At 43.0% G+C, this 24,371-nt stretch carries 21 protein-coding genes; 13 read left to right on the top strand and 8 right to left on the bottom strand.

Going from position 1 to position 24,371, the window contains the following annotated elements; genetic code table 11:
* Nucleotides 1-203 precede the first annotated feature (203 nt).
* From LVD17_RS21520 to LVD17_RS21505, 4 genes are all read left to right on the top strand, one after another.
* Nucleotides 204-2,624 (top strand): glycoside hydrolase family 31 protein, encoded by a 2,421-nt coding sequence (locus LVD17_RS21520; RefSeq protein ID WP_233761170.1) that lies wholly within the window; start codon nt 204-206, stop codon nt 2,622-2,624.
* 45 nt (nt 2,625-2,669) lie between these two features.
* Nucleotides 2,670-4,034 carry an alpha-amylase family glycosyl hydrolase gene (locus tag LVD17_RS21515; protein WP_233761169.1) on the top strand — a complete coding sequence of 455 codons (1,365 nt, stop codon included), beginning with the start codon at nt 2,670-2,672 and terminating at the stop codon, nt 4,032-4,034.
* A 71-nt stretch (nt 4,035-4,105) separates the two neighbouring features.
* The gene (locus tag LVD17_RS21510) at nt 4,106-5,635 is read left to right on the top strand and encodes an MFS transporter (protein WP_233761167.1); all 1,530 of its coding nucleotides are present in this window, start codon (nt 4,106-4,108) and stop codon (nt 5,633-5,635) included.
* A gap of 173 nt (nt 5,636-5,808) precedes the next feature.
* Entirely contained in the window at nt 5,809-6,951 is a 1,143-nt protein-coding gene (locus LVD17_RS21505; protein WP_233761165.1) for a hypothetical protein, read from the top strand.
* Nucleotides 6,952-7,026: 75 nt separating this feature from the next.
* Here the strand turns inward: LVD17_RS21505 and LVD17_RS21500 are convergent, their stop codons facing one another.
* The gene (locus LVD17_RS21500) at nt 7,027-8,247 is read right to left on the bottom strand and encodes a DEAD/DEAH box helicase (RefSeq protein WP_233761163.1); all 1,221 of its coding nucleotides are present in this window, start codon (nt 8,245-8,247) and stop codon (nt 7,027-7,029) included.
* Nucleotides 8,248-8,414: 167 nt separating this feature from the next.
* Here LVD17_RS21500 and LVD17_RS21495 point away from each other — a divergent pair, with 167 nt between their 5' ends.
* A complete protein-coding gene (locus LVD17_RS21495; protein ID WP_233761161.1) occupies nt 8,415-9,071 on the top strand; it encodes an HAD family hydrolase in 657 nt (218 codons plus the stop codon).
* A 69-nt stretch (nt 9,072-9,140) separates the two neighbouring features.
* On the opposite strand, the gene LVD17_RS21490 is transcribed toward LVD17_RS21495, so the two are convergent.
* Nucleotides 9,141-11,057, bottom strand: coding sequence for a PAS domain S-box protein (locus tag LVD17_RS21490; protein ID WP_233761159.1), 1,917 nt, complete (start codon nt 11,055-11,057; stop codon nt 9,141-9,143).
* 51 nt (nt 11,058-11,108) lie between these two features.
* On the bottom strand, nt 11,109-11,609 hold the full coding sequence (locus tag LVD17_RS21485; protein WP_233761157.1) for a YfiR family protein: 501 nt from the start codon (nt 11,607-11,609) through the stop codon (nt 11,109-11,111).
* 230 nt (nt 11,610-11,839) lie between these two features.
* Here LVD17_RS21485 and msrB point away from each other — a divergent pair, with 230 nt between their 5' ends.
* Entirely contained in the window at nt 11,840-12,343 is a 504-nt protein-coding gene (msrB, locus tag LVD17_RS21480) for a peptide-methionine (R)-S-oxide reductase MsrB (protein ID WP_233761155.1), read from the top strand.
* Nucleotides 12,344-12,369: 26 nt separating this feature from the next.
* Here the strand turns inward: msrB and LVD17_RS21475 are convergent, their stop codons facing one another.
* Complete coding sequence (locus LVD17_RS21475; protein WP_233761153.1) at nt 12,370-13,425, bottom strand: polysaccharide deacetylase family protein; 1,056 nt, start codon at nt 13,423-13,425, stop codon at nt 12,370-12,372.
* Nucleotides 13,426-13,434: 9 nt separating this feature from the next.
* The gene (locus tag LVD17_RS21470; protein WP_233761151.1) at nt 13,435-14,277 is read right to left on the bottom strand and encodes a glucosaminidase domain-containing protein; all 843 of its coding nucleotides are present in this window, start codon (nt 14,275-14,277) and stop codon (nt 13,435-13,437) included.
* 106 nt (nt 14,278-14,383) lie between these two features.
* Between LVD17_RS21470 and lhgD the strand changes: the two genes are divergently transcribed.
* From lhgD to LVD17_RS21455, 3 genes are read left to right on the top strand one after another with little or no spacing between them, the layout of a single operon-like run.
* Nucleotides 14,384-15,580 carry an L-2-hydroxyglutarate dehydrogenase gene (gene lhgD / locus LVD17_RS21465; protein WP_233761149.1) on the top strand — a complete coding sequence of 399 codons (1,197 nt, stop codon included), beginning with the start codon at nt 14,384-14,386 and terminating at the stop codon, nt 15,578-15,580.
* Nucleotides 15,581-15,605: 25 nt separating this feature from the next.
* The gene (moeB, locus tag LVD17_RS21460) at nt 15,606-16,715 is read left to right on the top strand and encodes a molybdopterin-synthase adenylyltransferase MoeB (RefSeq protein ID WP_233761147.1); all 1,110 of its coding nucleotides are present in this window, start codon (nt 15,606-15,608) and stop codon (nt 16,713-16,715) included.
* 2 nt (nt 16,716-16,717) lie between these two features.
* Nucleotides 16,718-17,644: an L-lactate dehydrogenase gene (locus LVD17_RS21455; protein ID WP_233761145.1), complete on the top strand. Its 927-nt coding sequence runs from the start codon at nt 16,718-16,720 to the stop codon at nt 17,642-17,644.
* Nucleotides 17,645-17,682: 38 nt separating this feature from the next.
* On the opposite strand, the gene LVD17_RS21450 is transcribed toward LVD17_RS21455, so the two are convergent.
* Nucleotides 17,683-19,068 carry a serine hydrolase domain-containing protein gene (locus tag LVD17_RS21450; RefSeq protein ID WP_233761143.1) on the bottom strand — a complete coding sequence of 462 codons (1,386 nt, stop codon included), beginning with the start codon at nt 19,066-19,068 and terminating at the stop codon, nt 17,683-17,685.
* A gap of 39 nt (nt 19,069-19,107) precedes the next feature.
* Nucleotides 19,108-19,617, bottom strand: coding sequence for a hypothetical protein (locus LVD17_RS21445; protein WP_233761141.1), 510 nt, complete (start codon nt 19,615-19,617; stop codon nt 19,108-19,110).
* 105 nt (nt 19,618-19,722) lie between these two features.
* Between LVD17_RS21445 and LVD17_RS21440 the strand changes: the two genes are divergently transcribed.
* Nucleotides 19,723-19,923, top strand: a complete 201-nt coding sequence (locus tag LVD17_RS21440; protein WP_233761139.1) for a YwbE family protein — start codon at nt 19,723-19,725, stop codon at nt 19,921-19,923.
* Nucleotides 19,920-20,336: a hypothetical protein gene (locus LVD17_RS21435; RefSeq protein ID WP_233761137.1), complete on the top strand. Its 417-nt coding sequence runs from the start codon at nt 19,920-19,922 to the stop codon at nt 20,334-20,336. The genes LVD17_RS21440 and LVD17_RS21435 overlap by 4 nt, the downstream gene beginning before the upstream one ends.
* On the opposite strand, the gene LVD17_RS21430 is transcribed toward LVD17_RS21435, so the two are convergent.
* Entirely contained in the window at nt 20,333-21,298 is a 966-nt protein-coding gene (locus LVD17_RS21430) for a YheT family hydrolase (RefSeq protein WP_233761135.1), read from the bottom strand. The genes LVD17_RS21435 and LVD17_RS21430 overlap by 4 nt on opposite strands.
* 159 nt (nt 21,299-21,457) lie before the next feature.
* On the opposite strand from LVD17_RS21430, the gene LVD17_RS21425 reads away from it, so the two are divergent.
* Both LVD17_RS21425 and LVD17_RS21420 read left to right on the top strand, forming a co-directional pair.
* Complete coding sequence (locus LVD17_RS21425; protein WP_233761133.1) at nt 21,458-22,027, top strand: helix-turn-helix domain-containing protein; 570 nt, start codon at nt 21,458-21,460, stop codon at nt 22,025-22,027.
* A gap of 114 nt (nt 22,028-22,141) precedes the next feature.
* Entirely contained in the window at nt 22,142-24,355 is a 2,214-nt protein-coding gene (locus LVD17_RS21420) for a heavy metal translocating P-type ATPase (protein ID WP_233761131.1), read from the top strand.
* The last annotated feature ends 16 nt before the right edge of the window (nt 24,356-24,371 follow it).

Genomic DNA, 24,371 nt, shown 5'->3' with positions numbered 1-24,371 from the left:
TGTTAAGAAAGGAATTGCCAACAAAACTACTTTTGCGACAGGCGGTTGTATTTAAAAGTTTTCCATACAATCGTCAACGCAAACGATTTCGGGATTTTTTTGCCCTAAACGGTCGATTTGTAAGGAATAATGTCTTTACTTTCGTTCGAATTGCAGTAAGAAAAAAGCCGGATTTCGGGCATTTTTTAACTAACTTTAGATAAATGATAGTATCTCAATCATCATCAAAAACGAACTTAAGTACCAGCGTGGATAACCTTCTTCAGTTTGAGGAAAAGCATAATGGTCTGGAAGGAAAAACGGGCAGCTATCAGTTCAGGGTCCTGGTATACTCGTCAAATATAATTCGTATTCATATTACGGCCAATGAGCAATACGATGAGCATTCTTATGCCGTTATTGCCAAACCGGAATTTAATGATTTCAACCTGGAAGATTCAGATGACCTGTTGATACTCAGCACCAGCGCCATCGATCTTAAAATTGAAAAGCGTCCACTGCGATTTTCTTTCTTTGACAAACAAGGTAATGCCATTAATGAAGACGATAGTTTCGGTACTTCATGGATCGGTGAGCAGGTGACTACATATAAAAAGTTGCAGGAGGGTGAACGCTTTATTGGTCTTGGAGAAAAAACCGGACCATTGGATCGAAAGGGTCATGGCTACCAGCATTGGAATACTGATAGCTTTGCATATGGCCCCGAGAGTGACCCTTTGTATTGCTCCACTCCTTTTTATATTGGTCTGCACAATCAACTCTCTTACGGTATTTTTCTGGATAATTCTCACAAATCGCATTTCAATTTCGCAGCGTCCAACAACAGATTCTCCAGCTTCTCTGCCGACAGTGGTGATATGAATTATTATTTCATCCATCACGATTCAGTTGACGAGATCATACAATCATATACATACCTTACAGGCCGCATGTCTATGCCACCAATGTGGAGTATCGGGTATCAGCAGTGCCGGTACAGTTACTATCCTGATAAAGAAGCCTTAACTGTAGCCCAAACCTTCAGAGACAAGGATATTCCGGCGGATGTAATAGTATTTGACATCCATTATATGGAAAGCTACAAGATTTTCACCTGGGACAAGGTGAAATTTTCTGACCCTGAAAAAATGATCTCACAGCTCCGGGAGTTAGGCTTTCATGTTGTTGTCATGTGTGATCCTGGTATAAAGATCGAGGATGGTTACGAAGCCTATGAGGATGGTAAGAAAAAAGATGTTTTTCTCAAATATCCTGATGGCAGCTATTATTCCGGAGCCGTTTGGCCAGGCTGGTGCCACTTCCCTGACTTTACAAATCCTAAAACCAGGGATTGGTGGAAAGATAAATTAAAGGGATACGTAGAGATGGGCGTTCATGGCTTCTGGAATGATATGAACGAAATAGCCACGTGGGGGCAGATGATGCCAGAGCTCATAGAGTTTGACCTGGAAGGCAGCAAAGGAACAACACGTAAAGGCCGCAATATATACGGTATGCAGATGGCCAAAAGCACATTTGAGGGAGCAAAACATCACCTTAATGGCAAAAGGCCCTTTAATCTCACTCGTGCAGGTTTCTCTGGTGTACAACGCTATTCGGCAGTATGGACCGGCGACAATGTAGCCAACGATGAGCATATGCTTGTAGGTGTAAGGCTGGTAAACAGTATGGGGCTCACGGGTATTCCATTTGCTGGTTATGATGTAGGGGGATTTGTAGGAAATTCCAGCGAACACTTATTCGCACGATGGGTACAACTAGGTGCCTTCTCCCCTTTCTTCAGAGGCCATAGCATGATTAACAGCCGCGACTCCGAACCCTGGGCATACGGAGAAGAGGTCGAGGAGATATCGAGGAATTATATCAGATTGCGCTACAAATTAATGCCATATATTTACAGCGCATTCTACGAATCTGCCCAAACCGGCACACCGATAGCCAGAAGCCTTGCCATTGATTATAGCCATGATAGCAAGATCTTCGATAAGCTTTATCACAACCAATATATGTTTGGAAAAAACATACTTGTGGGGCCTGTAGAAAGCACCAAAGACCTGACAAAGGTTTACTTGCCTGAGGGTGAATGGTACGAATTCTTCACTGACAGACATTATCATGGTAAACAGGAAATTGTAGCCGAATGCCCTATTGAAAGGTTACCTTTATTTGTAAAAGCATCATCCATAATTCCTGTAAGTCCGAAGGCCGGATTCAATACCACGGATCTTGGAGATACCCTGGAACTTCACCTTTATGCAGGCAAAGAAATATCATCATTCACCTACTATGAAGATGATGGTGACTCTTATGAATACCAGCAGGGCAACTACCACAAACGTACCATACAATACAACCCTGAAAGTTCATCCATAAAAATATCCAAAGCGGAAGGTGCTTTCAGTTCCCGATATAAGCATATAAAAATATGTTTCCATGGTTTCAGCCCTGATTCAGCAACAGTAAATAACGCGGCTGCCACGCCTGAGACACACGATTATCAGTTCATACTACCGATTTCAAACTTTGATCCTATTTACACGGAGCCTAACACGAGGCTGGTAGTAAAAGACCTCCGGATGGTGTCTTTTGACAACATCAATGAAGAAATAGAGGTCAGATGGTAAAGGACTGATTTGAAATATTACTACATTAACCCACTCAATCCCATTATGAAGAAATATAGCTTACACTTTTTAACGCTTGTGCTGGCAGGCATTTGCGCCTGTACCCCTGCCGAAAAGAGCAATAAGGAGACAAAAAGGACCGAAGAGCCGAAAGAAGCCACATTTCCGCAACTGGCCGGCAATATGACCATCTATGAAGTCAACATTCGCCAGTTTACACCTGAAGGCACTTTCAAAGCCTTTGATGAGCATCTGCCAAGAATAAAAGAGCTCGGCACAGAGATATTATGGTTTATGCCCATACAGCCGATCGGAGAGAAAAACAGAAAGGGAACACTCGGCAGTTATTATTCGATCAAGGATTATGAGGCTGTCAATCCTGAGTTTGGCACGCTGGAAGACTTCAAAGCCACAGTAAACAAAGCGCATGAGTTGGGTATGTATGTTATACTCGACTGGGTGCCCAACCATACCGCATGGGATCACCCGTGGATTACGGAACATCCGGAATATTACGCCAAAGACAGTTTGGGAAATATTACTTATGAGGCAGACTGGACAGACATTGCCCTGCTGGATCACACAAAGCCTGAAACCAGAAAGAAAATGATCGATGCCATGAGATTCTGGATTGATGAAACGGATATTGACGGCTTCAGGTGCGACCATGCCGGCCATGAGATCCCGCTCTACTTCTGGGAAGAAGCCACTGCGGCCCTTGATCCCCTGAAAGACCTGTTTTGGCTTGCCGAATGGGATGAGCCCAGAATGCACCTCGAACTGGATGCCACTTACAACTGGAGTATACTGCACGCAACCGAAGATGTCGCTAAAGGAGAGCACTCAGGAGACGATCTGTACGAGTATATTGAAAAGGACCTTGCCCATTACGGACATAGCCCTTTCAGGCTGCTGATGATTACCAACCACGATGAAAACGCCTGGGCCGGTACCGTATTTGAGCGATATGGAGAAGGTCACAAAGCCTTTGCGGTCTTTACATTTACCATTTACGGCATACCTATGATCTACAGTGGCCAGGAAGTAGGGCTTGATAAAAGACTTGCCTTCTTTGAAAAAGACAGCATCAACTGGCAGGATAAAAAGGGGCTGACCGACTTCTACAAAAAACTCATAAGTCTGAGAAAGAACAATACGGCTTTATGGAGCGGCCAATATGGTGGAGTACCTGTAAAAATAGATGTTGACAACAAAAACGTACTGGCATATAGCAGAAAAAAGGATGGGAACGAAGTGCTGGTTATTCTCAACCTCAGCAATCAGCAGCAGGAAGTTGCGCAGAACGCTGAACTATCCGGCTCACACCAAAACTATATGACCGGAGAGCAGGTAGACCTATCTGCCCTTAAAACTTTAAAACCTTACGAGTACATAGTAATTATTAAATAGTAAATAACGACTGCCTTTACTGATCAACTAGAGAGGCAGTTTTTGTTTCAACCTACCTATAAAACTGAAAAATGGAGAAGGTATCCCTTACATCTGAAAAACCAAAATTAAGCTTTTGGCAGATCTGGAACATGAGCTTCGGCTTTTTAGGCATCCAGTTTGGTTTTGCCCTGCAAAATGCCAATACCAGCCGTATCTTTGAAACATTAGGCGGAGACACCAAAAATCTTGCATTCTACTGGTTGGCAGCCCCTGTTACCGGCCTGCTGGTGCAACCGATTATCGGATATTACAGTGATAAAACCTGGCATCCGAAATGGGGACGCCGAAGACCCTTTTTTGCCATAGGTGCCATTCTGGCATCAATAGCATTGATCATTATGCCCAACTCGCCCTCTTTATGGATAGCGATTGGTATGCTTTGGATCATGGATGCCTCTATAAACATAAGTATGGAGCCATTCAGAGCTTTTGTTGGCGATATGCTCCCTCCTTCTCAGCGAACTACCGGATTTGCCATGCAAAGCTTCTTCATTGGTATCGGTGCAGTAGTAGCTTCCGCTCTCCCATGGATGTTTACAAATTGGGTCGGTTTATCAAATACTGCCACTGCCGGAGAAATCCCGGAGTCTGTTAAATGGTCATTTTATGTAGGAGCCGTTGCCTTTTTTGCAGCTGTAATGTGGACTGTGTTCTCAACCAAGGAGTACCCTCCTGATAAAGAAGATCTTAACCCGGAGAAAAAAGAAGAGCCGATACAAATCAGATATGCTCCAAGTGTATACCTGAAAATCGGCCTGGCCCTTTTAGGCATAGCTGTTTTGTTAACAGTATGGTTTTATTCTCAGCAATTGGATCCTCAGCTATATGTATTATGCGGAGTGGTATCTGTATTTGGTTTATCTTACTTTGTTGCAGCTTTATTTATGAGAAAAAACTTATACCGCAATGGCTTTGTTCAAATAGTCCGTGACTTTCAAAATATGCCTAAAACCATGATCCAGTTGGCTTTTGTTCAATTCTTTTCATGGTTTGCCCTGTTCGCCATGTGGATCTATACTACATCGGCTGTTACAAGCCATATATACCTCTCCACCGACACAACAAGCCTCGCTTATAACGAGGGTGCAGACTGGGTATCCCTTCTTTTTAGCGGATACAATGGTGTAGCAGCTATCGCAGCCTTGCTACTTCCCTATTTAGCAAAGCTAACCAGCCGTCGAATCACCCATCTGCTAGCCTTAACATGCGGAGGACTTGGACTTATTTCCTTTTATTTTATAAATGACCCGGACTGGTTGATCCTATCCATGGTAGGTGTTGGTATAGCTTGGGCAAGCATACTTTCTGTACCTTACGCCATGCTTTCCTCTGCATTGCCTGCTAAGAAGATGGGATACTATATGGGCATCTTCAATTTCTTTATCGTCATCCCCCAGATTGTAGCGGCAAGCGTTTTGGGATTTCTGATCTCAACCTTCTTCAATAGTGAATTTATCTATGCTTTGATCATAGGTGGTGCTTCTATGATACTGGCGGGCCTGCTTTGTCTCGGTGTTAATGACAAGGACGAAGTGCTTATGAAAGAAAATGCAGCCTGATTAAAATCGCAGTATGTGTGAAGGTAAATTCTGCTAAGGCTTTATAAATTGGCATCAATTATGTTAATTGTAGCATTTAAAAGTCTTAGCATATAAGTAGTTTTAAAGCCGTCTTGCTTCCGTGCACTACATTTAAAGCTACCTTTATATGCCGGCTGGAAACTTACTTGCATATGAAAAAAATTTACTTTTTGTTATTACTTCTCACACCTCTGTTACTTACAGATTGCACCTCTGGTAAGAAGGCATTTGAGCAGGGAGACTATTATGAGGCAGTTTTAAAAGCGGTTAACAGGCTACGCCAAAAACCTGATCATAAAAAGTCCAGGGAAACCCTGCGCAGAGGCTATCCACTTGCACTTGAGACCATTGAGCAAAGTGCTGCCAACAGCCTGGCCAGCAATGCTCCATTTAAATATCGTGATGCACTCAGGAGGTATCAGCAAGTCAATGTCATGTATGAGGAGATCAGAAGATCACCCGGAGCTTTAAGGGTCATCCACAATCCGAAAAATTATTATGACAAGCTGCCAGAGCTTAAAGAGAGAGCTGCCAGCGAAAGTTATGAAGCCGCTATGATCGCATTAAACCGTGAAACGCGCGAAGATGCTAAAAAAGCATACTTCCTTTTCATCGATGTGCAGGAATATGTCCCTGGCTACAAGGATGTGCAAAACAAAATAGAAGAAGCGCACTTCATGGCCACATTGAAGGTTGTAGTGGAGCAAATACCCGTTCACTCGAGATTCCGGCTCAGCGCGGCCTTTTTTCAGGATAAAATAGAGGAATACCTTCATTCTCAATTCAGAAGCAACCAGTTCGTTCGGTTCTATACTCCACGCGAAGCTGAGAAAGAGCAACTGCCTTTTGTTGACCAGTACCTGAGACTTGAATTTGATGAATTTACCGTGGGTGAAACTCATGTAATCAAGGAAATTGAAACCTATAGCAAAGATAGCGTAAAGGTAGGCACCGTCGTAATCGAAGGAGAGAAAGTTGATGCTTATGGAACCGTAACTGCAAAACTGACAACCTGGAGAAAAGAGGTAATTTCAAAAGGTATCGTTAGTATGCGGGTTTTTGATGCACAATCAGATGCTGTGCTCACCCATAGAAAATTCAATGGAGAGTTTGTTTGGTTTTCCAAATGGGGCACATTCAGTGGCGATGAGCGCGCATTGAGTGATGAACAAATAAAGATCTGTAATAACTCAGAAGTTCCTCCGCCACCACCTCAGGATTTGTTCATTGAATTCACAAAACCGATTTACGATCAACTCACGTCAGCAGTTAACTCTTTTTATTCACGTTATTGAGTTTGAGGTAATAAAGAAAGCCTTCAGGTTATTGGTTAAACCTGAAGGCTTTCTCATATTATAAAAAGTATTTAATTAACTCTTCTTTTTATATCCGTTCCTGGGTTTTCTTGACCCTTTAAATCCACCGGCCCGTCGTTTCTTAGGCTGATAAACAGGGGCTTCGCCAAGTGATGCAGGGACTTTTCCTTTGGGAACAGGTGACCCCAAGAGTTCTTCTATACCCAAAAACTTGCCTTGCTCCTTTTCATTGATAAAGGTAAAAGCCACCCCTTTTGAAGCTGCCCTTGCAGTTCTCCCAATTCGATGAATATAGTCTTCCCCATCATTAGGTACATCATAGTTAATCACCAACTCTATATCTTCAATATCAATACCTCGTGACATAATATCGGTGGCCACCAATATATTAAGTTTTCTGTTTTTGAAGCTCCTCAGCACCTGCTCTCTTTCAGTTTGATCAAGGTCAGAGTGAATATCTTCAGCCTGAAATCCAAGCCCTTTTAATTCCTTTGCCAATTGCTTTGCACTGCTTTTGGTACTGCAAAAGACAATGACACTTTGTAGTTTTTTAGCCTGTAGCAGATATTTAGCCAAAGGAATCTTCTGGTTGTCATAAACAGCAAAAGCTACTTGCAGAATACGCTCAGCGGGCTTTGACACTGCTATATTGATCTCTACAGGTTCGTGAAGGATTTTCTTGGCCAGCTCCCTGATCTTTGGAGGCATCGTGGCAGAAAACAACAGGTTTTGTCGTTGTTTTGGAAGATAAGAGATAATCTTCATCAGATCGTCATAAAAGCCCATGTCCAGCATCCGGTCGGCCTCATCGAGAATAAGGTGCTGTAGCTGATCAACCTTTACATAGCCCATGTTCAGATGGGCAATTAAACGCCCGGGGGTGCCTACAATTACATCAGCCCCCTCAGAAAGCGCCTGCTTCTCACGTGTAAAAGAGCTACCATCGCCACCCCCGTAAACAGCTATAGAACTGACTGATGTAAAATACGACAATCCTTCCATTTGCTGATCAATCTGAACAGCCAGCTCCCTGGTGGGAACTATGATGAGTGCTTTGATATGATTATCATCATGGTCACCCGATAAAATCTGGTGAATGACCGGTAGTAAGAACGCTGCCGTTTTGCCCGTACCAGTCTGGGCCGACGCAATCATGTCTTTACCACTTAAAATCTCTGGAATTGCCTGCTCCTGAACCGGAGTAGCATTTTCAAAACCAATGGCCTCAATCCCCTCTAACAGGCGATTATCCAGGCCCAAATCTTTAAATTTCAATATTTACATTATTTAAAATCAACGGCGCCAATACTTCGCAGTACCTCCCGACAGCCTATGCTATCTTCAATTTGCGCAAGATACTCAAATTTATTACATAATCGTTGCCGACAAAATATTATCATTGCACTGTAATTACAAATTATATCAACAAAAAAATCCGTTTCATGTTTAAACAACTCATTTTTGATTGTGATGGCGTACTCGTAGATACAGAAATAATAGCAGCTGAGGTCATGACCAAAGCCTTCACTCAGTGCGACATTCACATCTCTGTTGAAGATTATTTAAGTACTTATACAGGCAAGACCATTTCTTCAATATTCAATTCATTACTATCTCCGGATCAACTGCAAAAGATAAATCTCAAGGAGTTTACCCACCAATGTGATGTGGATATTTATAACCAGCTTAGGCCGGTGAAGGGCATGCAGGACGTAGTTAGAACCTTACCATTTCCTAAAGCAGTGGTATCAAACAGTAGTTTATGGCAGGTTAAAAAGGCGGTTAAACACATCGGCCTCGAGGATATTTTTAAAGAGAAATTCTTTTCCTCTGAAATGGTAGCAAACCCCAAGCCCTGGCCTGACATTTATCTTCATGCTGCAAAAACCCTGGAAGTAAACCCTGAATATTGCCTGGTTGTGGAGGACAGCAAGAGTGGTGTTAAAGCGGCCGTTGATGCGGGTATGACGGTAATAGGCTTTACGGGGGCCAGCCATATACGCAGCGGACATGCGGATATCCTGATGGAGATTGGTGCCAGTCATGTGGCCTCCTCTCCTGACGAACTAAAGGAGCTTGTAGCCACACTCACCTCTTAATAAAAAACCTTCCCCTTTTATGGAGAAGGTTTTTCACTTCTTATTCATTTTGAGTTGCCCCGGTCTCTCTTATTTATATGTTGTGATGTCTGTAGCAAACATCATAATTTTTGCTGTAGAACCGTCCCTGTTTCTTATTGGAGCGTAGCTCTCCTTGAGGAACCTGGTTTTACCGGACTTGTCAAGTCTTTTATATTCGCCTTCTTTTAACTGACCTGAAGAGAGGTCCCTCCAGAACTGCTTATAGTCATCCGAAGTCTTTTCTTCCTTAGTTACGAATATTCTATGGAACTCACCCACCAATTCGTCCTTGCTATATCCCATCATATCAAGGAAGTTACGGTTTACATTCACTATTTTACCCTCAGGGTCAAACTCTATGGTTGCTACGGCCTGATTAATGGCATCCATGGTATTTTCAGCCTCAGCCTGACCTCTTTGCATCTCTTCCTGTGTGGCCTGCAGCTCTTCCATATTCTGTCTCATCTCCTCTTCCTGCGATCTCATTTGCTCAGTCATTTCCTGAGATTCTTCAAGCAGGCTCTGAGTTTTGGCATTGATCTTAACTGAAGACACAGTTGAAGCGATCGTTTCGGCAATCTTTTCAACAAAATCTATTTCGTGCTCTTCAAAAGCATTGAATGAAGCAATCTCCACCACACCATAGATCTCTTCGTTAACTTTCAGCGGCACGATCAGTATACTTTTAGGGTTAGCATCTCCAAGCCCTGAGGTGATCTTAATGTAGTTATCAGGCACTTCCGTTAAATAGATGGTATCCATTTCCAACCATACCTGACCGGCAAGGCCTTCACCTTTATATACTTTTTGGTTAAGGTACTTTTTCTTGTCCCATGCGTAGACTGCCATTAAGGTCATAAAAGGATCATCAGAGCCATCGTCCTCTATAATATAAATTCCACCCTGATTGGCCCTCATGTATTTGACCAGGTTACGGATAATATCATCGGCAAGCTTGCTGATGTTATCATTGTTCTTTCTAAGGATATCACCAAATTTGGCAAGGCCTTCAGTAGACCAGTTTCTCTTCTTGTCCTCTTCAGCAACACGCGAAAGGTTCTCCCTCATTTCCAGAAGGGCATTACCCAACACATCATGGTCACTTAGCGGTTTAAATTCAGAATCGTAGCTTCCCTTACCTATGTTTTCGGCAAACAAAGTAGTAGATCTCAAACCATGTATGAGACTATCCATTGCAGCCGCCATTTCCCCTATCTCGTCATTGTTAAACTTGCGTCCCGAATCGTCCACAAGCTCTCCTTTACCCAGCTTGACCACCACATCCTTGATATAATTAATCGGTCGCGTAATGGATCGGGCCATCACAAAGGCCATGAACAGGCCTAATGCAACGATAATTACTCCCAAAATGATCGTAATATTCCTCAATTGGTCGGCAGCAGTTTTCAAATCAGCATCAGACTCCTCAGTCACCTCCTGTTGCATTTCAGCAATCTTGTCAAGCATGGAGATGATGGATGATGTCAGGGGGATAACCTGGCTTTCAATGGCGTCCTCTGCCAGAAGTTTCGTTAGCGGATCCTCATAATTTTCAAAGGTCACCAACTGTCCCATTACTTCTTTCTCTACTTTTAACAGCTTGTCAAACTCCGTGAAAACAGAGTCCATTAATTGTCTTTGACTATCAATTTCCCAGTTTACCATCAGCCCGGTGATCTCATCCTTCAGCTCAGGGTAGTCAAATTCGTGCAGGTCCCTCAGAGCATCCTTGTCATCAGTGTTGCTTTGCAGATACACCCAGTTGGTAATAAGCATTTTAGATCTGGTCACCAAAAGGATAAAGTCATTAATCGCTTCTTTAGACGGCCTTATCACCTCAGAAGAACGGTTTACTACCTGATCAATCACATTACCATTGTAAAAAATGATCGAAGCATTGACAACAAACAATACTATGAGGATGAGAAAACCACCAAAAATCTTATTACCAATTTTGAATTTCATCTTTCGCATATAGCTGAATCTGTAGATTAAATATTGTTACTTAATTCTTAATTATATAATAATGGCTAACCGGGTTAGCTCTGTTGATACTTTCAGGTCAGCCCGATCCATTGCTGCCCTGTTTAGTTCAAAAGCGAGCTTGCCATTTCGGATTACAAAATTAATGTTGCTCCCCTCTTTTCCCATGCCTTCTTCCTCAGTTATTATCATGGTATTTTTGTTCTTTAGTTTAGACAAAAGCCCCTGCAACTGATTACCTGACTCTTTAGACATAAACAATATGTCACTATTGGCCACTTCGTTTACCGAGTTAAACTTTTTTATCACAATGGTGCGGTTTCCTGCTTTTTTAACTTCCGCCATTTTCTGAAGGTGCGGGATCAAAGGTGAGTCTCCCAAAACGCCTATAACAAAATCGGAGGAAGTATCTCCTCCGGGCCATTGGATGTAGCGAATGAAACTATAGATATAAACAGAATGTAATTGATAATTTTGCGCCTGCACGGCAAGGCCAACAAATAAAAATGTAAGAATAAAAAATAGCTTTCTCATGAATTGAATGGCTTAAAGCACAACTCTCTACTTTGTAAAGTAAACTTCATTTATTTTAATTTCAAAAAATAACTCCAAAATAGCAATTTAAAAGGTAAATACATCAAATCTGTGCGAAGTTTGCTAAAATAGTTTTTGTCTTTGAAAAGACATAATATGGCAAATGACTATATAATAGAAACTTTAATATACAAAAACAGTTTGTAATATTTAACGTAAGTATGAGTGTTATGAAAATTTTAAATACCCCCTTTGTTTTGCTTATTTTAACACTGGTGTTTAGCCTTGTATCATGCAGTAAAGGGCAAGAGGCAAGAAAAACTATTGAGAGAAATAAAAAGGATAAAATAATGAAGTCAGAAGAAGAATGGAAAAAAGAGCTTACCTCGGAAGAATATCATGTTCTTAGAGAGAAAGGCACTGAAAGAGCATTTACCGGGAAGTACTGGGACAATCACAAAGATGGTGTTTACTACTGCGCTGCATGCCATCAGAAGTTATTTGATTCTGACACCAAGTTTGAGTCTGGTAGCGGCTGGCCAAGCTTCTATGAACCCATAGACGACGAAAATGTGGAAATAATAAAGGATACCAGCCTCGGTATGGTTCGGGAAGAAGTGGTTTGCTCCAGATGTGGCGGCCACCTTGGCCATGTTTTCCCCGATGGCCCTGAACCTACAGGACTAAGGTACTGCATTAACTCGGCAGCAATGGATTTTAAGGAAGAAAAATAAAAGAATAAGGGACGATTGATCGTCCCTTATTCTTTTATTTCCGGTTTAATCCACAAGTGACTGTACCAGTGCCATTTCCCCTCTGCGGAACGGATGGTAACCGTATAGAGAGTTCTCCTTCTTTTAAGCGGCTGCCTGGCAGTCAATTTCACCTTCAAAGGGTCCTCACGCAAGATTTGCACATTACAACTACCACTCTGTACAAAGCATTGCAACGAAGAGGTATTTAAACCTTCATTCATGAAATCAATTTCAATGGAAGGCGGATCATTTGTTACGAGTACGGACGCAGGTATTTCTTCTTTTATTCGAAGTGGCTCCATGCCGGCCTTCTCAGCAAAGCCATTGATATCTGCATAAGCATCAGCCATCGGAAACCTGGGCAAGGCAAAATAATCACCATGGCTATTCATTACTCCTGAGTTCTGAGCTGCTGCCGACTCAAAACCCATTTCCTCTATTACCTTTTTCATTTCAGGAGAAAACTCTCCATAAGGATAGGCAAATGCCGCAGGTTCCAGATCCAGACGCTCCCGAATCATTGCCTGCGCCTGCCTGACATCTTCTCTGAATTTTTGAACGCGTTCATGCTCCGGAATATTCAAAAAATAAGCATGTGAATGGCTATGGTTGCCTATCTCCACACCTTCACCGGATATCTTCCGTAACTCATCCCAATCAAGGTAGCCCCCTCCTCCCACTGTTTCAGTGTTAACAAAAAGCGTGGCAGGGTATCCAAACTTTCGCAACAGTGGCATAGCTCCTGACAGAAAGGTATCGTAGCCGTCATCCACCGTAATAACTGCTACTTTCATATTACTATCACCTGTCCGTAGATACTTCACTGCATCAGACAGAGTCATTACGGTAAATTGATGCTCTTTAAGATATTTCAGGTGCGCGGCAAAATCAGTAAGACTTACATTGGTTGAAGGATATCTGTTATCTCCAAAACGGTGGTAAACAAAGCAAACTACTGACCTGTTTCCCGTTACCGGCTCGCTGACTACTGCTTTTTCTGATGAACCGGAATTACAGGCTGAAGTGATGGATAACAAAACAAATATCAATATTAACCTCATTGACTTTTTTTAAAGAATGATATGATTTTCGCTGTTGTAGTATGATGGGTCCAGCTTCAGGCTGTCGTATTGCGTAAGGTTGTTCTTCCGCATTACCATATTCAACCTGGAAACATAGGTATAGCGTAACTCTGAATAGTTTTTCAGGAAGTAGGTAAGCTGATAAGGATCCTTTACTTTTAACCGCTGCTGGCGATAGTTTCCGTAAGCGTTGGCCCGGGAAAGGGTAAGAAAATAATCTTTAATGGAACCTCTTAAGTCGGGATACTTACGCAAGAATATGGCCTGGTCTCCCCGGCTTTGAGATGCCATAATCCTGTCTTCGTCAGGGTTATATGACCAAACGCCAAAAATATTATTAGCTTCGTTAAAAAACCGTGAACTGCCCCAACCACTCTCAATTGCAGCCTGCGCAAGCACAATACTTGTTGGGTGCGTTGCCATGCGGTTATAAAGGTCCTCCGGACTGTTGGCCTTAAACTCTTCCATTTTAGTATCAAAAAATGCTTTGTCTTCACCACTAACCGGATCGTCATTCTTCATCTTCCAAATTATATTGCCAACACGAGCCCTTTCTACTGCGAGGTTATGCTTTACCAATAGAATTGAAGGTAACAGCATTTCAATAAATTTCTGTTTCTTTTTCTTTACAGAAAGTCTGCTAAAATCAATTCTGTTATCATACAGTACCGGCCTTACCCACTTACCTGTCACAGGTTTAATATCCTCCGGAGTCTCAGCTATAATAAATGCAGGCTTTAGTATAGGGTCAGAACACCCCATAATCAAAGCCAGCAACAACATGAAGTAAATATTCTTATATTTTATTCGTACAATATACTGTTTCAACATTTTCCAAAGTTACATCTCTTTGCGATAATAAAGATGATAAGTCCATCTTTCACGATTTCAATAAACATATTATATCTTCGCATCTACACATACAAATACATAAGTCTTGAAGTACGATATAATTGTAATAGGCGCAGGGATTGTTGGTCTAGCTACAGCCCTAAAGATAAAAACAAAAAAACCTGCCCTTAGGTTATTGGTGATTGATAAAGAAGATAAACCCGCAGCGCATCAGACCGGGCATAATAGTGGGGTGATACACTCCGGGCTCTACTATAAGCCCGGAAGCCTGAAAGCTACCAATTGTATAAACGGGTATCACCAACTCATTGCTTTTTGTGATGAGAATGGAATTGACTATGACCTCTGTGGAAAAATTGTAGTGGCTACCTCCAAAGAGGAAATCCCATTGATGCATAACTTGTTCAAGCGAGGTGAACAAAACGGCCTTACTAATATGAAGCTTTTGAAAGCTGATGAGTTGAAAGAATACGAACCACACGTAAATGGACTTGAAGGAATTTTCGTGCCTCAAACGGGTATTGTTAATTATAAAGTTGTCGCTCAAAAATATGCAGCGCTCATCCGTGAAAAAGGTGGAGACATCCATCTTGGCGAAAGAGTTGTTGGCATCCACACAGGAACTACAGAAAGCACTGTGGCCACAGACAAAGGTACATATACTACCAAGCTGGTCGTAAACTGCGCAGGATTGTATTCTGACAAAGTGGCTGCATTTACCCATCAAAAAATTAATGTTAAGATCATACCGTTCAGAGGTGAATATTACAAACTGAATGCGAATAAGGAAGGATTGGTTAAAAACCTGATCTACCCTGTCCCGGATCCTAATTTCCCGTTTCTTGGGGTTCATTTTACGCGTATGATGGAAGGAGGCGTTGAAGCCGGCCCCAATGCTGTGCTTGCATTTAAGCGGGAAGGATACAAAAAAAGCGACATAAGTGTGAAGGAACTTGGGGAATCTCTTGCCTGGCCGGGTTTTCAGAAAGTAGCCATGAAGTACTGGAAAACAGGCATGGGTGAGATGTACAGATCGTTTTCAAAGGCAGCATTTACCAAAGCCCTGCAAAAACTGTTGCCTGAGATCAGGGAAGAAGACTTGCAACCTGGCGGAGCAGGTGTCCGAGCTCAGGCCTGCGACCGTAACGGAGGCTTAATAGATGATTTTCTGATCCTTGAAAATGAATATGCCGTAAACGTATGTAACGCGCCATCTCCTGCGGCTACTTCTTCGCTATCCATCGGTGACACCGTATCCAATCTTGCGCTGAAACGTTTTTAATAATTGACCAAAGGCTAATTCGAATATGCTTACCACCAACGAACTTGCACGATACCAGCGCCATCTTACCTTACCACAGTTTGGACAGGCAGGACAGGAAAAACTCAAAACTTCAAAAGTTTTGGTAGTAGGCTCCGGGGGCCTGGGTAGTCCGGTCTTGCTTTATCTGGCGGCTGCAGGTGTAGGTACCATTGGTATTGTGGATTTCGACCAGGTAGATGAAACTAACTTACAGAGGCAGGTACTGTTTCAGCAAATTGACATCGGAAAATCAAAAGCACGGCTTGCTGCGGAAAAATTGAAATCACTCAACCCGTACATTGATGTTGAAGTACACGAAATCCGCCTGACCTCTGAAAATGCACTGGACGTGCTGAAAAATTATGACCTGATCATCGACGGGACTGACAATTTCCCAACAAGGTACCTCGTCAATGATGCCTGCACCATGCTGGGTAAACCTTTTGTATATGGCTCTATTTTCAGGTTTGAGGGGCAGGTGGCTGTATTTAATTATCAAAATGGGCCAAACTACAGAGACCTTTACCCGGAACCACCGGAACCTGAATCTGTACCCAACTGCGCTGAAGGTGGCGTTATAGGAGTGCTTCCCGGCATAATCGGATCCATGCAAGCCAACGAAGCCATTAAGGTATTAGCAAAGATTGGGCAGCCACTTTCAGGAAAGATACTTATCTTCGATGCGCTGAGCATGCAAAGCAGGATCATTAAAATTAACAGAAATAAAAACGCTCCCGTAATTGACAAACTCATAGACTATGAAGAGTTTTGTTATGGGCCTAAAACCACAAAAATCATGAAAGAAATTACCGTACAAGAGCTGAAATCACTTCAGGAGTCAGGTGAAGACTTCCAGTTACTTGATGTTCGCGAACCACATGAATATGACATTGCCAATTTGAACGGTGAACTTATCCCTATGCAGCAGGTACCTGAGGCCGGAGATAAAATAGCCCGGGATAAAAAGGTAGTGGTACATTGCCGCAGCGGGGCGAGAAGTGCTCAGGCTATTCAGTACTGGGAAAGCAAGTATGGCCTTGATAACTTGTACAACCTTAAAGGAGGTATACTGGAATGGGCCAGACAAATTGACTCTGAAATGCAGCAGTATTAAGAATGGAGGGCAGAAAATCTATTGGAATAATCGGCATGGGCTGGGTTGGCAGTAGTGTTGCCATCTCTATACTCCATTCCGGCATAGCCAATGAACTGCTGCTTTATGACATAAAAACAGAAATTGCCGAGGGTGAAGCCATGGATCTGAGCCATGGCTCCTCCTTCTACCCCACCGCCAGGGTTAGGGCCACCACCATTGAGGAAATGATGAACACGGAAGCAATTGTGATTGCTGCCGGCCGTGGTGGAAAGCCCGGAGAAACGAGGCTTCAGCTGCTGAATGAAAATGTAATTATTGCCCGCGAAATAGCCTTTAAATTAAAAAATTATCAGGGCATTATAGTCGTGGTTTCCAACCCAGTCGATGTACTTACATACTTCTTTCAAAAATTTTCAGGACTGCCAGAATCAAGGGTGATCGGTACAGGGACTATGCTGGATACCGCCCGCCTGAAAGAAATTCTTGGAAAACACCTTCATCTTGATCCGCGTAGTGTTCACGCCCAGGTGGTGGGTGAGCATGGCGACTCTGACGTAGTGTTATGGTCGGGCGCAACTGCAGGGGGAACAGACCTGAGAGCCTGGCCTGGCTGGACATCGGAAAAAGAAGATACGATAGCTGAACAGGTCCGCACGGCTGCACAGGAAATTATAAAAAGAAAAGGTGCCACCAATCATGCCATAGGTTTGGTTACGGCTACATTATTGAAATGGATACTAAGGGGTGAAAGAAGGATCATCACACTGTCCCGTGTTATGCCTGATGCTTTGGGGTTAGGTAAAGTTGCTATTTCTCTCCCTGCCATTGTCGGCACTGATGGAGCCACTGAAATTCTGATCCCTAAGATGTCAGATACGGAGCGGGAAAAACTAAAGACTTCAATCGGTGTGATACAACAGGCCATTGCTTCTGTGGATCAGGGTTAGGAAACAAGAAACAGAGCGCTGGCCATAAACTAAGAATTCTAATCCGGTAAGGTATTCAAAACTTCCTTTAAAAATTCGTTAAAGTCAAAATCACCTCTCTTGGTAAGCCCTAGCCGTACAATAACTGCTTTTTTTGACGGAACTATAAAAACACGCTGCCCCTCAAACCCATTCATGCTAAATATGTCAGTGGGTGCATCCGGGTACCACCGATCAGAAGGGTCACCTACGGCTCCGGCATTCAGCCAGAAATGAGCGCCATACTCTCCCCGTTTTGCTCCGGGTGTTGGAGTTGAAGAATATTTAACCCAGCCTTCGGGAAGTATTCTTTCACCATTCCATACGCCGTCGTTCAGATAAAGCAGCCCAAATTTTGCCCAATCTCTGGGTGTAGCATACATGTATGAGGAGCCTACATAGACACCTGAGGCATCTGGTTCGATAACGGCACTGGTCATACCGAGTTTATTAAACAGCCTTTCATAAGCAAAACTATAATAATCACTATTCACATTCTGCCTTACTATCAGAGAGAGAATATTAGAAGTTCCGCTTGAATAATACCATTTAGTGTCGGGCGGATTTTCCAGCGGAAAACCTGCAGCAAAAACCCCCATGTCAGCCTGCTTAAACAACATATTGGTAGCGCTGCTGGGACCGGAATATTCTTCCTCCCACTCCAGACCACTGCTCATTCTTAGCAGGTGGTCAATGGTTATTATACCTCTTGCATCTCCCTCCGCTTTCCACAGCTCTATCGGTGCAGGTTGATATAAATGAAGTTTTCCATCCTTTATGAGAAGGGAGATCAAGGCGTTAGTCACACTTTTAGTCATAGACCATCCCATTTGCGGAGTGGTACTGTCATACCCGTCGGCGTATTGTTCCAATATCAATTTGCCATCGTGAATAACTACAACAGCCCGCGTATTTTGGGGATGCTCTTTATCCGGCTCCTGAAATGCTTTACCTACAGCTTTTTTCAAGGCCTTCATATTTATCGCACTATTAACACTGTCGGGTATAGTGGTACCCAGAGGCCAGTCAACCGTATCGGAAAGTGTAATAATTGAATCCGGTAGTTTATACTCCAGTGATCTCATCTCACTTTCATTAATTTCAGAAATGAGGGTGCATCCTAATCCTTTGCGATAAATAGCTTTCTTAGCCGCCAGCCCAAAAACTTCACCATGGGCGGAAGAGTCAGACTGATCAATACGAAATGTCCCCAGGGAAAGCGGAAAAGCTCCCAACTCATTTTTTATTACAGATTCAGGCGTCCTTCCTGAAACATAGGTACAACTACATAGATTTTTAGCTCCATAACCACTGATTATGGGGAAGGCACGCCATGCATAGCTCAACCCATAAATGAGTATTATGAGAATAACCAGCAAGAAAAATCTTGTCAGTAGTTTTTTCATTTTAAAGGGTAATCGCAATAGAAAATGGATACGAATGATCTAGTCATTTTGTTTCCCCTGTTTTCTTTGCTTGCCCCAATAATGATCATCAGCATCACCATCTTCATCCCAATCCAGATTGCCCTCAAACTCAGCTATGCCGTCTTTTACCTTTGTAAAATAATAAGTTGTGGTACCCTCCTGAGTCATTTTCAATGTATCACCATTTACAGCCCACGTTCCGGCACTTGTCATTATTACGGCATCGTCAAGGTCTCTGTATTCCGAACTAAAAGTACCATCTTCATTAAATACAGTTCTGATTGGCTGAATTTTAAGCATTTCTTCCCATTTGCCAGCTGGTACATCTACCACCGAGTCCGCCTGCTCTCCTTTAATGGTTACTTTCATGGCTACATTGCGCCACTCTCCTACCATGTCTTTCTCAAGCGTATTTACACTTTCGCTTGCTACCGTTGGCTCTTTCAATTGTTCGCTTTCTTCCTTCTTCCCACTCTCACATGCCACTGTAAAAGCCGAAATAAATGCTATAGTTAGTATCTTATTCATGGTAATGATATAGTTTCATCTTAAATGTAACGTTATGATTGTGTATTTCAAAGTGGTAGCTTACCATTAAATCATGTACTTTTGATGTGAATATATATTTGATACATGAACGGTACCAACAGAAAAGATATCAGTCCGGGCTTAAGGGTTGCCATTGTGCTAAAAAAAGACCAACGGACAGGAAAACTCACAGAAGGAATAGTAAAAGACCTGCTGACCAAATCACCTACTCACCACCGGGGTATCAAAGTTCGGCTGCAGGATGGCCAGATTGGCCGAGTACAACAAATCCTTGACGAGGAATGATGCAGCGGGACTTCATATTGAAGGAATTGGAAAAACTCAGCATCCTGCTGGCCAAATTGATGGGGCTAAAGCAGGATGGAAAAACAGCTGAAGCTGAAAAACTGATCAATAATTATTTTGAACAGACGTCAGGCATAGGCATTGATGAGCTTGAAGCTCTGAATGACTCAGAAGTGACAGCATTTCTGACAAACACCAGGAAGCTAACCACTATAGAATTTAAGGTACTGGCCGAGCTTTGTTTTCAGGCTGCAGAATTTACTTCCCCGTCCTGCTCTTTAAAAAGCATAAGTCTTTACAAAAAATCGTTGGTGATGCTGGAACATATTACAGCTGCGGAGAAGACCTTTGATTTCGAAAGAGAAGAAAAAGTTAAACTGATAAGAGCCAAAATCAGCAATTGTTCAGGTTAGTCAATATTTTCGTTGAAGAACTGCAGAGCTCTGTGCTCCATATAGTTAAACTCGCTCCCTTTCAATGTAAACCCTACATGGCCTCCATACTCAGGTGATTCAAAATACAGGTAATTATGCTTTTCACATTGTTTCTGCGGATAACACGCTTCGGGTAAAAACGGATCGTTCCAGGCATTAACCAGGAGGGTCGGACGCTTCACATTATACATATATTGTTTAGCGCTTGCCTTATTATAAAAATCCTCAGCATCCTTAAAGCCGTGTAGCGGTGCTGTATACATGTTATCAAAATCAGGAAAATAACGAATATTATCAAACCCTGTATATTGTACTTCATCAGGGTACTTAACCGCCTTTAGTTTGATCTTTTTCTCCAGCTTTTTGAGGAAACGCCTGCGATAAAAATTATTGCTCCTTCTTGCCAGTTCCGCGACACTCGAACCAAGATCGACCGGAACTGAAAAGACAGCACCTCCCCTGACCTGCGGCATAATATGGTCACTCATTTCACCCAGATACTTCAGCGTCATGCTTCCTCCCATACTGAAGCCCACAAGTACTACAGTAGAATAGTCACTTTTCCCTATGGCATGCTCCACTACCCGGGCAAGATCTTCGCTATCTCCATGATGGTAAAATCGCGCCTTGCTATTGATCTCCCCACTGCAGCTGCGGCAGTTCCAGGCAAGTGTATCCCAACCATATCTGTAAAAGTATTTGGTCATACCTTTCACATAAGGCCGGTTGGCACTTCCCTCCAGACCGTGCGAAATTATAATAAGCTTTTCAGAACTCTGGGTTGACCAGTCAAGGTCTAAAAAATCACCGTCCGCAGTGGTAATTCGCTCCCTTATATACTCCACATCACTAACCCTACGAAATGCACTGGGAACAACCGTGGCCAGGTGGCCATTTTTTAGATAAAAAGGAGGTTTGTATTTTGACTGAACTAAGGGCATAATAAAAAAATTAAAACTTATCGCTACAGGAGCTCCTGTAAAAATCCCCCAAATTGGTGCAAATATAATGCATAAAAACTTCTTAACCTGTTATTTTACAACAAAGGTAACCTGATAACATGAGAGGCGTTAGATTTGTAAAGGAAAACAGCTAATTGGATGAAACTACACATTAGGAATATGGTATGCCCACGCTGCATTGCAGCTGTCAGGGACTTACTGGAACAGGAAAGCATCAGGTACACGTCCGTAACACTGGGTGAAGTAGTAACTGAATCTGATATCCCTCAAGGCAAGTTAAAGACCATTGACCAGGGTTTGAAACAATTGGGCTTTGAGCTGATCAACAACCGCCAACAACAGAACATCGAGTCCATTAAAAATATTGTGATCCGCAAAGTACATCATGAAGAAAATACCCTTCAACAGCAAAAGTTTAATTGGTCGGACATTATAGCGGAAACGCTAAATCAGGACTATAAAAGCCTAAGCCGGCTGTTCTCTTCTGTTGAAGGGATCACTATAGAGCAGTACATCATCAAGCAAAAAATTGAAAAGGTAAAAGAGTTGCTCCTGTACGACCAGCTTACCCTTTCTGAAATAGCCTGGAAACTTGGGTATAGCAGCGTTGCCCACCTCAGCGGACAATTCCAAAAAGTAACAGGCATGAGTCCAAGCGCTTTCAAAAAACAATCACAACCTCACAGGTCATTTATCGATCAGATATGATTCCGAAGAACTGGATTAAATAAGCAGCCAATGATGTAAAACTCTGCGATAATTCTATAACATAAGTCAATGGGTTTGAGCCGAGCTTTGTTAACATAATACAAAGCAAAAATCATGGCTACAAATAACAAACAAACCTATCCGGTGAGTGGTATGAGTTGCGCGGCGTGCGCGGTGAGTGTTGAGTCAACACTCAAAGCCGTAAACGGAGTAAAAGATGCCGGGGTCAATTTTGCCACCCAATCTGCCTGGGTTGAATTTGAAAATAGCAATATCGCAGCTGAGGAACTGCAAAATGCCGTTCGCTCGATTGGATACGACCTGATTATAGATACGGAAGACCCTCAGGCACTACAGGAAGAGGCGCAGCATAAGAAATACCAGGAAATCAAGCACCGTACGATCTGGTCATCCATTTTGGCAGTTCCGGTGGTAATCATAGGCATGTTCTTCATGGACCTGCCCTATGGCGAATGGATCTCAATGGCCCTTACCGCCCCTATACTTTTCTATTTCGGAAGAAACTTCTTTATTAACGCTTACAAACAGGCCTCGCACGGTATGGCTAATATGGATACGCTGGTGGCGCTTAGTACAGGCATAGCCTTTGCGTTTAGTGTATTCAACACCTTATATCCTGAGTTTTGGACATCCAAAGGTCTGGGTGCACATGTTTATTATGAAGCAGCGGCTGTTATTATCGCTTTTATCTCACTCGGTAAGCTGCTGGAAGAGCGGGCAAAGTCAAGCACTTCATCCGCTATTAAAAAGCTTATGGGTTTACAGCCCAAAACTGTAATAGTTGTTACTGACGGTAAAGAGATGGAAATCCCCATCTCCTCTGTAAAAGCGGGAAACGAAATACTGGTCAGGCCTGGTGAGAAGGTGCCTGTAGACGGTGTAGTGAAAGAGGGCAGTTCTTATGTGGATGAGAGCATGATCACAGGTGAGCCTATTCCCGTGGAGAAGCAAAAAGACGGTAAAGTATTCGCCGGTACGATCAACCAAAAAGGAAGTTTCCGGTTTATTGCAGAAAAGGTCGGCTCTGACACTTTACTGGCCCAGATCATTAAAATGGTACAGGAAGCCCAGGGAAGCAAAGCCCCTGTACAAAAGCTTGTAGACAAAATCGCCGGCATTTTTGTGCCTGTAGTAATGGGCATTTCCATCATCACGTTTGCCGTATGGTTGATTGCCGGGGGTGATGATGCCTTTACACATGCGTTGCTGACCTCAATTACAGTCCTGGTAATAGCCTGTCCGTGTGCATTAGGGCTGGCCACTCCTACAGCCATCATGGTTGGTGTGGGCAAGGGTGCCGAAAACAATATACTCATTAAGGATGCTGAGAGCCTGGAACTTGCCCATAAAGTTAGTACTGTAATCCTGGACAAAACAGGAACCATTACGGAGGGCAAACCTGTAGTAACTAACCTGGTGTGGGCAAGTCCTGAAACCGGTAAACTGGCTGACATCCTCCTCACGCTTGAATCCCAATCAGAGCACCCGCTGGCAGAAGCAGTGGTGAATAAGCTGAAAGCAGAAAATGTAAAACCTGTTAAAATGACCGACTTCGACAGCATTACCGGCAAAGGAGTATCAGCAAAGCATAAGGACACCCTGTACCTGATCGGAAACAGAAAGCTACTCCTGGAGAATAATATTGCTATGGACCCGCAGATAATCCATAAGGCTGATGAATGGCAGACAGAAGCCAAAACCGTGGTTTATTTTGCTGATGAGCAGAACCTGCAAGCCGTAATAGCCATTGCAGACCAGATCAAACCTACATCCCGGGAGGCCATAGAGTTGCTGCAAAAGAAAGGCATAGACGTCTACATGCTAACCGGTGATAATCACCAGACTGCCACTGCCATAGCCAAACAGATAGACCTGAAACATTTTGAGTCGGAAGTACTACCTGCTGACAAGGCTGATTTTGTCAAAAAGCTTCAACAAAAAGGACATGTGGTGGCGATGGTTGGTGACGGCATCAATGACTCTCATGCCCTCGCTCAGGCAGATGTAAGCATCGCTATGGGCAAAGGCTCTGATATAGCCATGGATGTGGCCAAAATGACATTGATCACGTCCGACCTTAAATCGGTCCCCAAAGCCTTTAATTTGTCGGGTAAAGTGGTGGCAGGCATTCGTCAAAACCTGTTTTGGGCATTTATATATAACCTTATAGGCATCCCGATCGCAGCAGGTATACTGTACCCGGTAAACGGCTTCCTCCTGGATCCGATGATCGCAGGTGCAGCTATGGCCCTAAGTTCTGTATCCGTAGTAAGTAACAGCCTGAGATTAAGGGCTGCAAAAATCTAATTTGTATTATTTTAAA

The sequence above is a fragment of the Fulvivirga ulvae genome (assembly GCF_021389975.1).
Classification (GTDB): Bacteria; Bacteroidota; Bacteroidia; order Cytophagales; family Cyclobacteriaceae; genus Fulvivirga; species Fulvivirga ulvae.
The sequence above is the reverse complement of the archived record's forward strand: the minus strand, read 5'-3'. Positions and strand labels throughout refer to the sequence as shown.

Excerpts from the sequence above, each read along its gene's own strand:
- LVD17_RS21490 (WP_233761159.1), bottom strand. The coding sequence starts at position 11,057 with ATGAAATTCAAAATTGGTAATAAGATTTTTGGTGGTTTTCTCATCCTC.
- LVD17_RS21495 (WP_233761161.1), top strand. The coding sequence starts at position 8,415 with ATGTTTAAACAACTCATTTTTGATTGTGATGGCGTACTCGTAGATACA.
- LVD17_RS21440 (WP_233761139.1), top strand. The coding sequence starts at position 19,723 with ATGAACGGTACCAACAGAAAAGATATCAGTCCGGGCTTAAGGGTTGCC.
- LVD17_RS21505 (WP_233761165.1), top strand. The coding sequence starts at position 5,809 with ATGAAAAAAATTTACTTTTTGTTATTACTTCTCACACCTCTGTTACTT.
- msrB (WP_233761155.1), top strand. The coding sequence starts at position 11,840 with ATGAAAATTTTAAATACCCCCTTTGTTTTGCTTATTTTAACACTGGTG.
- LVD17_RS21485 (WP_233761157.1), bottom strand. The coding sequence starts at position 11,609 with ATGAGAAAGCTATTTTTTATTCTTACATTTTTATTTGTTGGCCTTGCC.
- LVD17_RS21520 (WP_233761170.1), top strand. The coding sequence starts at position 204 with ATGATAGTATCTCAATCATCATCAAAAACGAACTTAAGTACCAGCGTG.
- LVD17_RS21450 (WP_233761143.1), bottom strand. The coding sequence starts at position 19,068 with ATGAAAAAACTACTGACAAGATTTTTCTTGCTGGTTATTCTCATAATA.
- LVD17_RS21430 (WP_233761135.1), bottom strand. The coding sequence starts at position 21,298 with ATGCCCTTAGTTCAGTCAAAATACAAACCTCCTTTTTATCTAAAAAAT.
- LVD17_RS21455 (WP_233761145.1), top strand. The coding sequence starts at position 16,718 with ATGGAGGGCAGAAAATCTATTGGAATAATCGGCATGGGCTGGGTTGGC.
- LVD17_RS21510 (WP_233761167.1), top strand. The coding sequence starts at position 4,106 with ATGGAGAAGGTATCCCTTACATCTGAAAAACCAAAATTAAGCTTTTGG.
- LVD17_RS21420 (WP_233761131.1), top strand. The coding sequence starts at position 22,142 with ATGGCTACAAATAACAAACAAACCTATCCGGTGAGTGGTATGAGTTGC.
- LVD17_RS21515 (WP_233761169.1), top strand. The coding sequence starts at position 2,670 with ATGAAGAAATATAGCTTACACTTTTTAACGCTTGTGCTGGCAGGCATT.
- moeB (WP_233761147.1), top strand. The coding sequence starts at position 15,606 with ATGCTTACCACCAACGAACTTGCACGATACCAGCGCCATCTTACCTTA.
- LVD17_RS21445 (WP_233761141.1), bottom strand. The coding sequence starts at position 19,617 with ATGAATAAGATACTAACTATAGCATTTATTTCGGCTTTTACAGTGGCA.
- LVD17_RS21470 (WP_233761151.1), bottom strand. The coding sequence starts at position 14,277 with ATGTTGAAACAGTATATTGTACGAATAAAATATAAGAATATTTACTTC.
- LVD17_RS21475 (WP_233761153.1), bottom strand. The coding sequence starts at position 13,425 with ATGAGGTTAATATTGATATTTGTTTTGTTATCCATCACTTCAGCCTGT.
- LVD17_RS21435 (WP_233761137.1), top strand. The coding sequence starts at position 19,920 with ATGATGCAGCGGGACTTCATATTGAAGGAATTGGAAAAACTCAGCATC.
- LVD17_RS21425 (WP_233761133.1), top strand. The coding sequence starts at position 21,458 with ATGAAACTACACATTAGGAATATGGTATGCCCACGCTGCATTGCAGCT.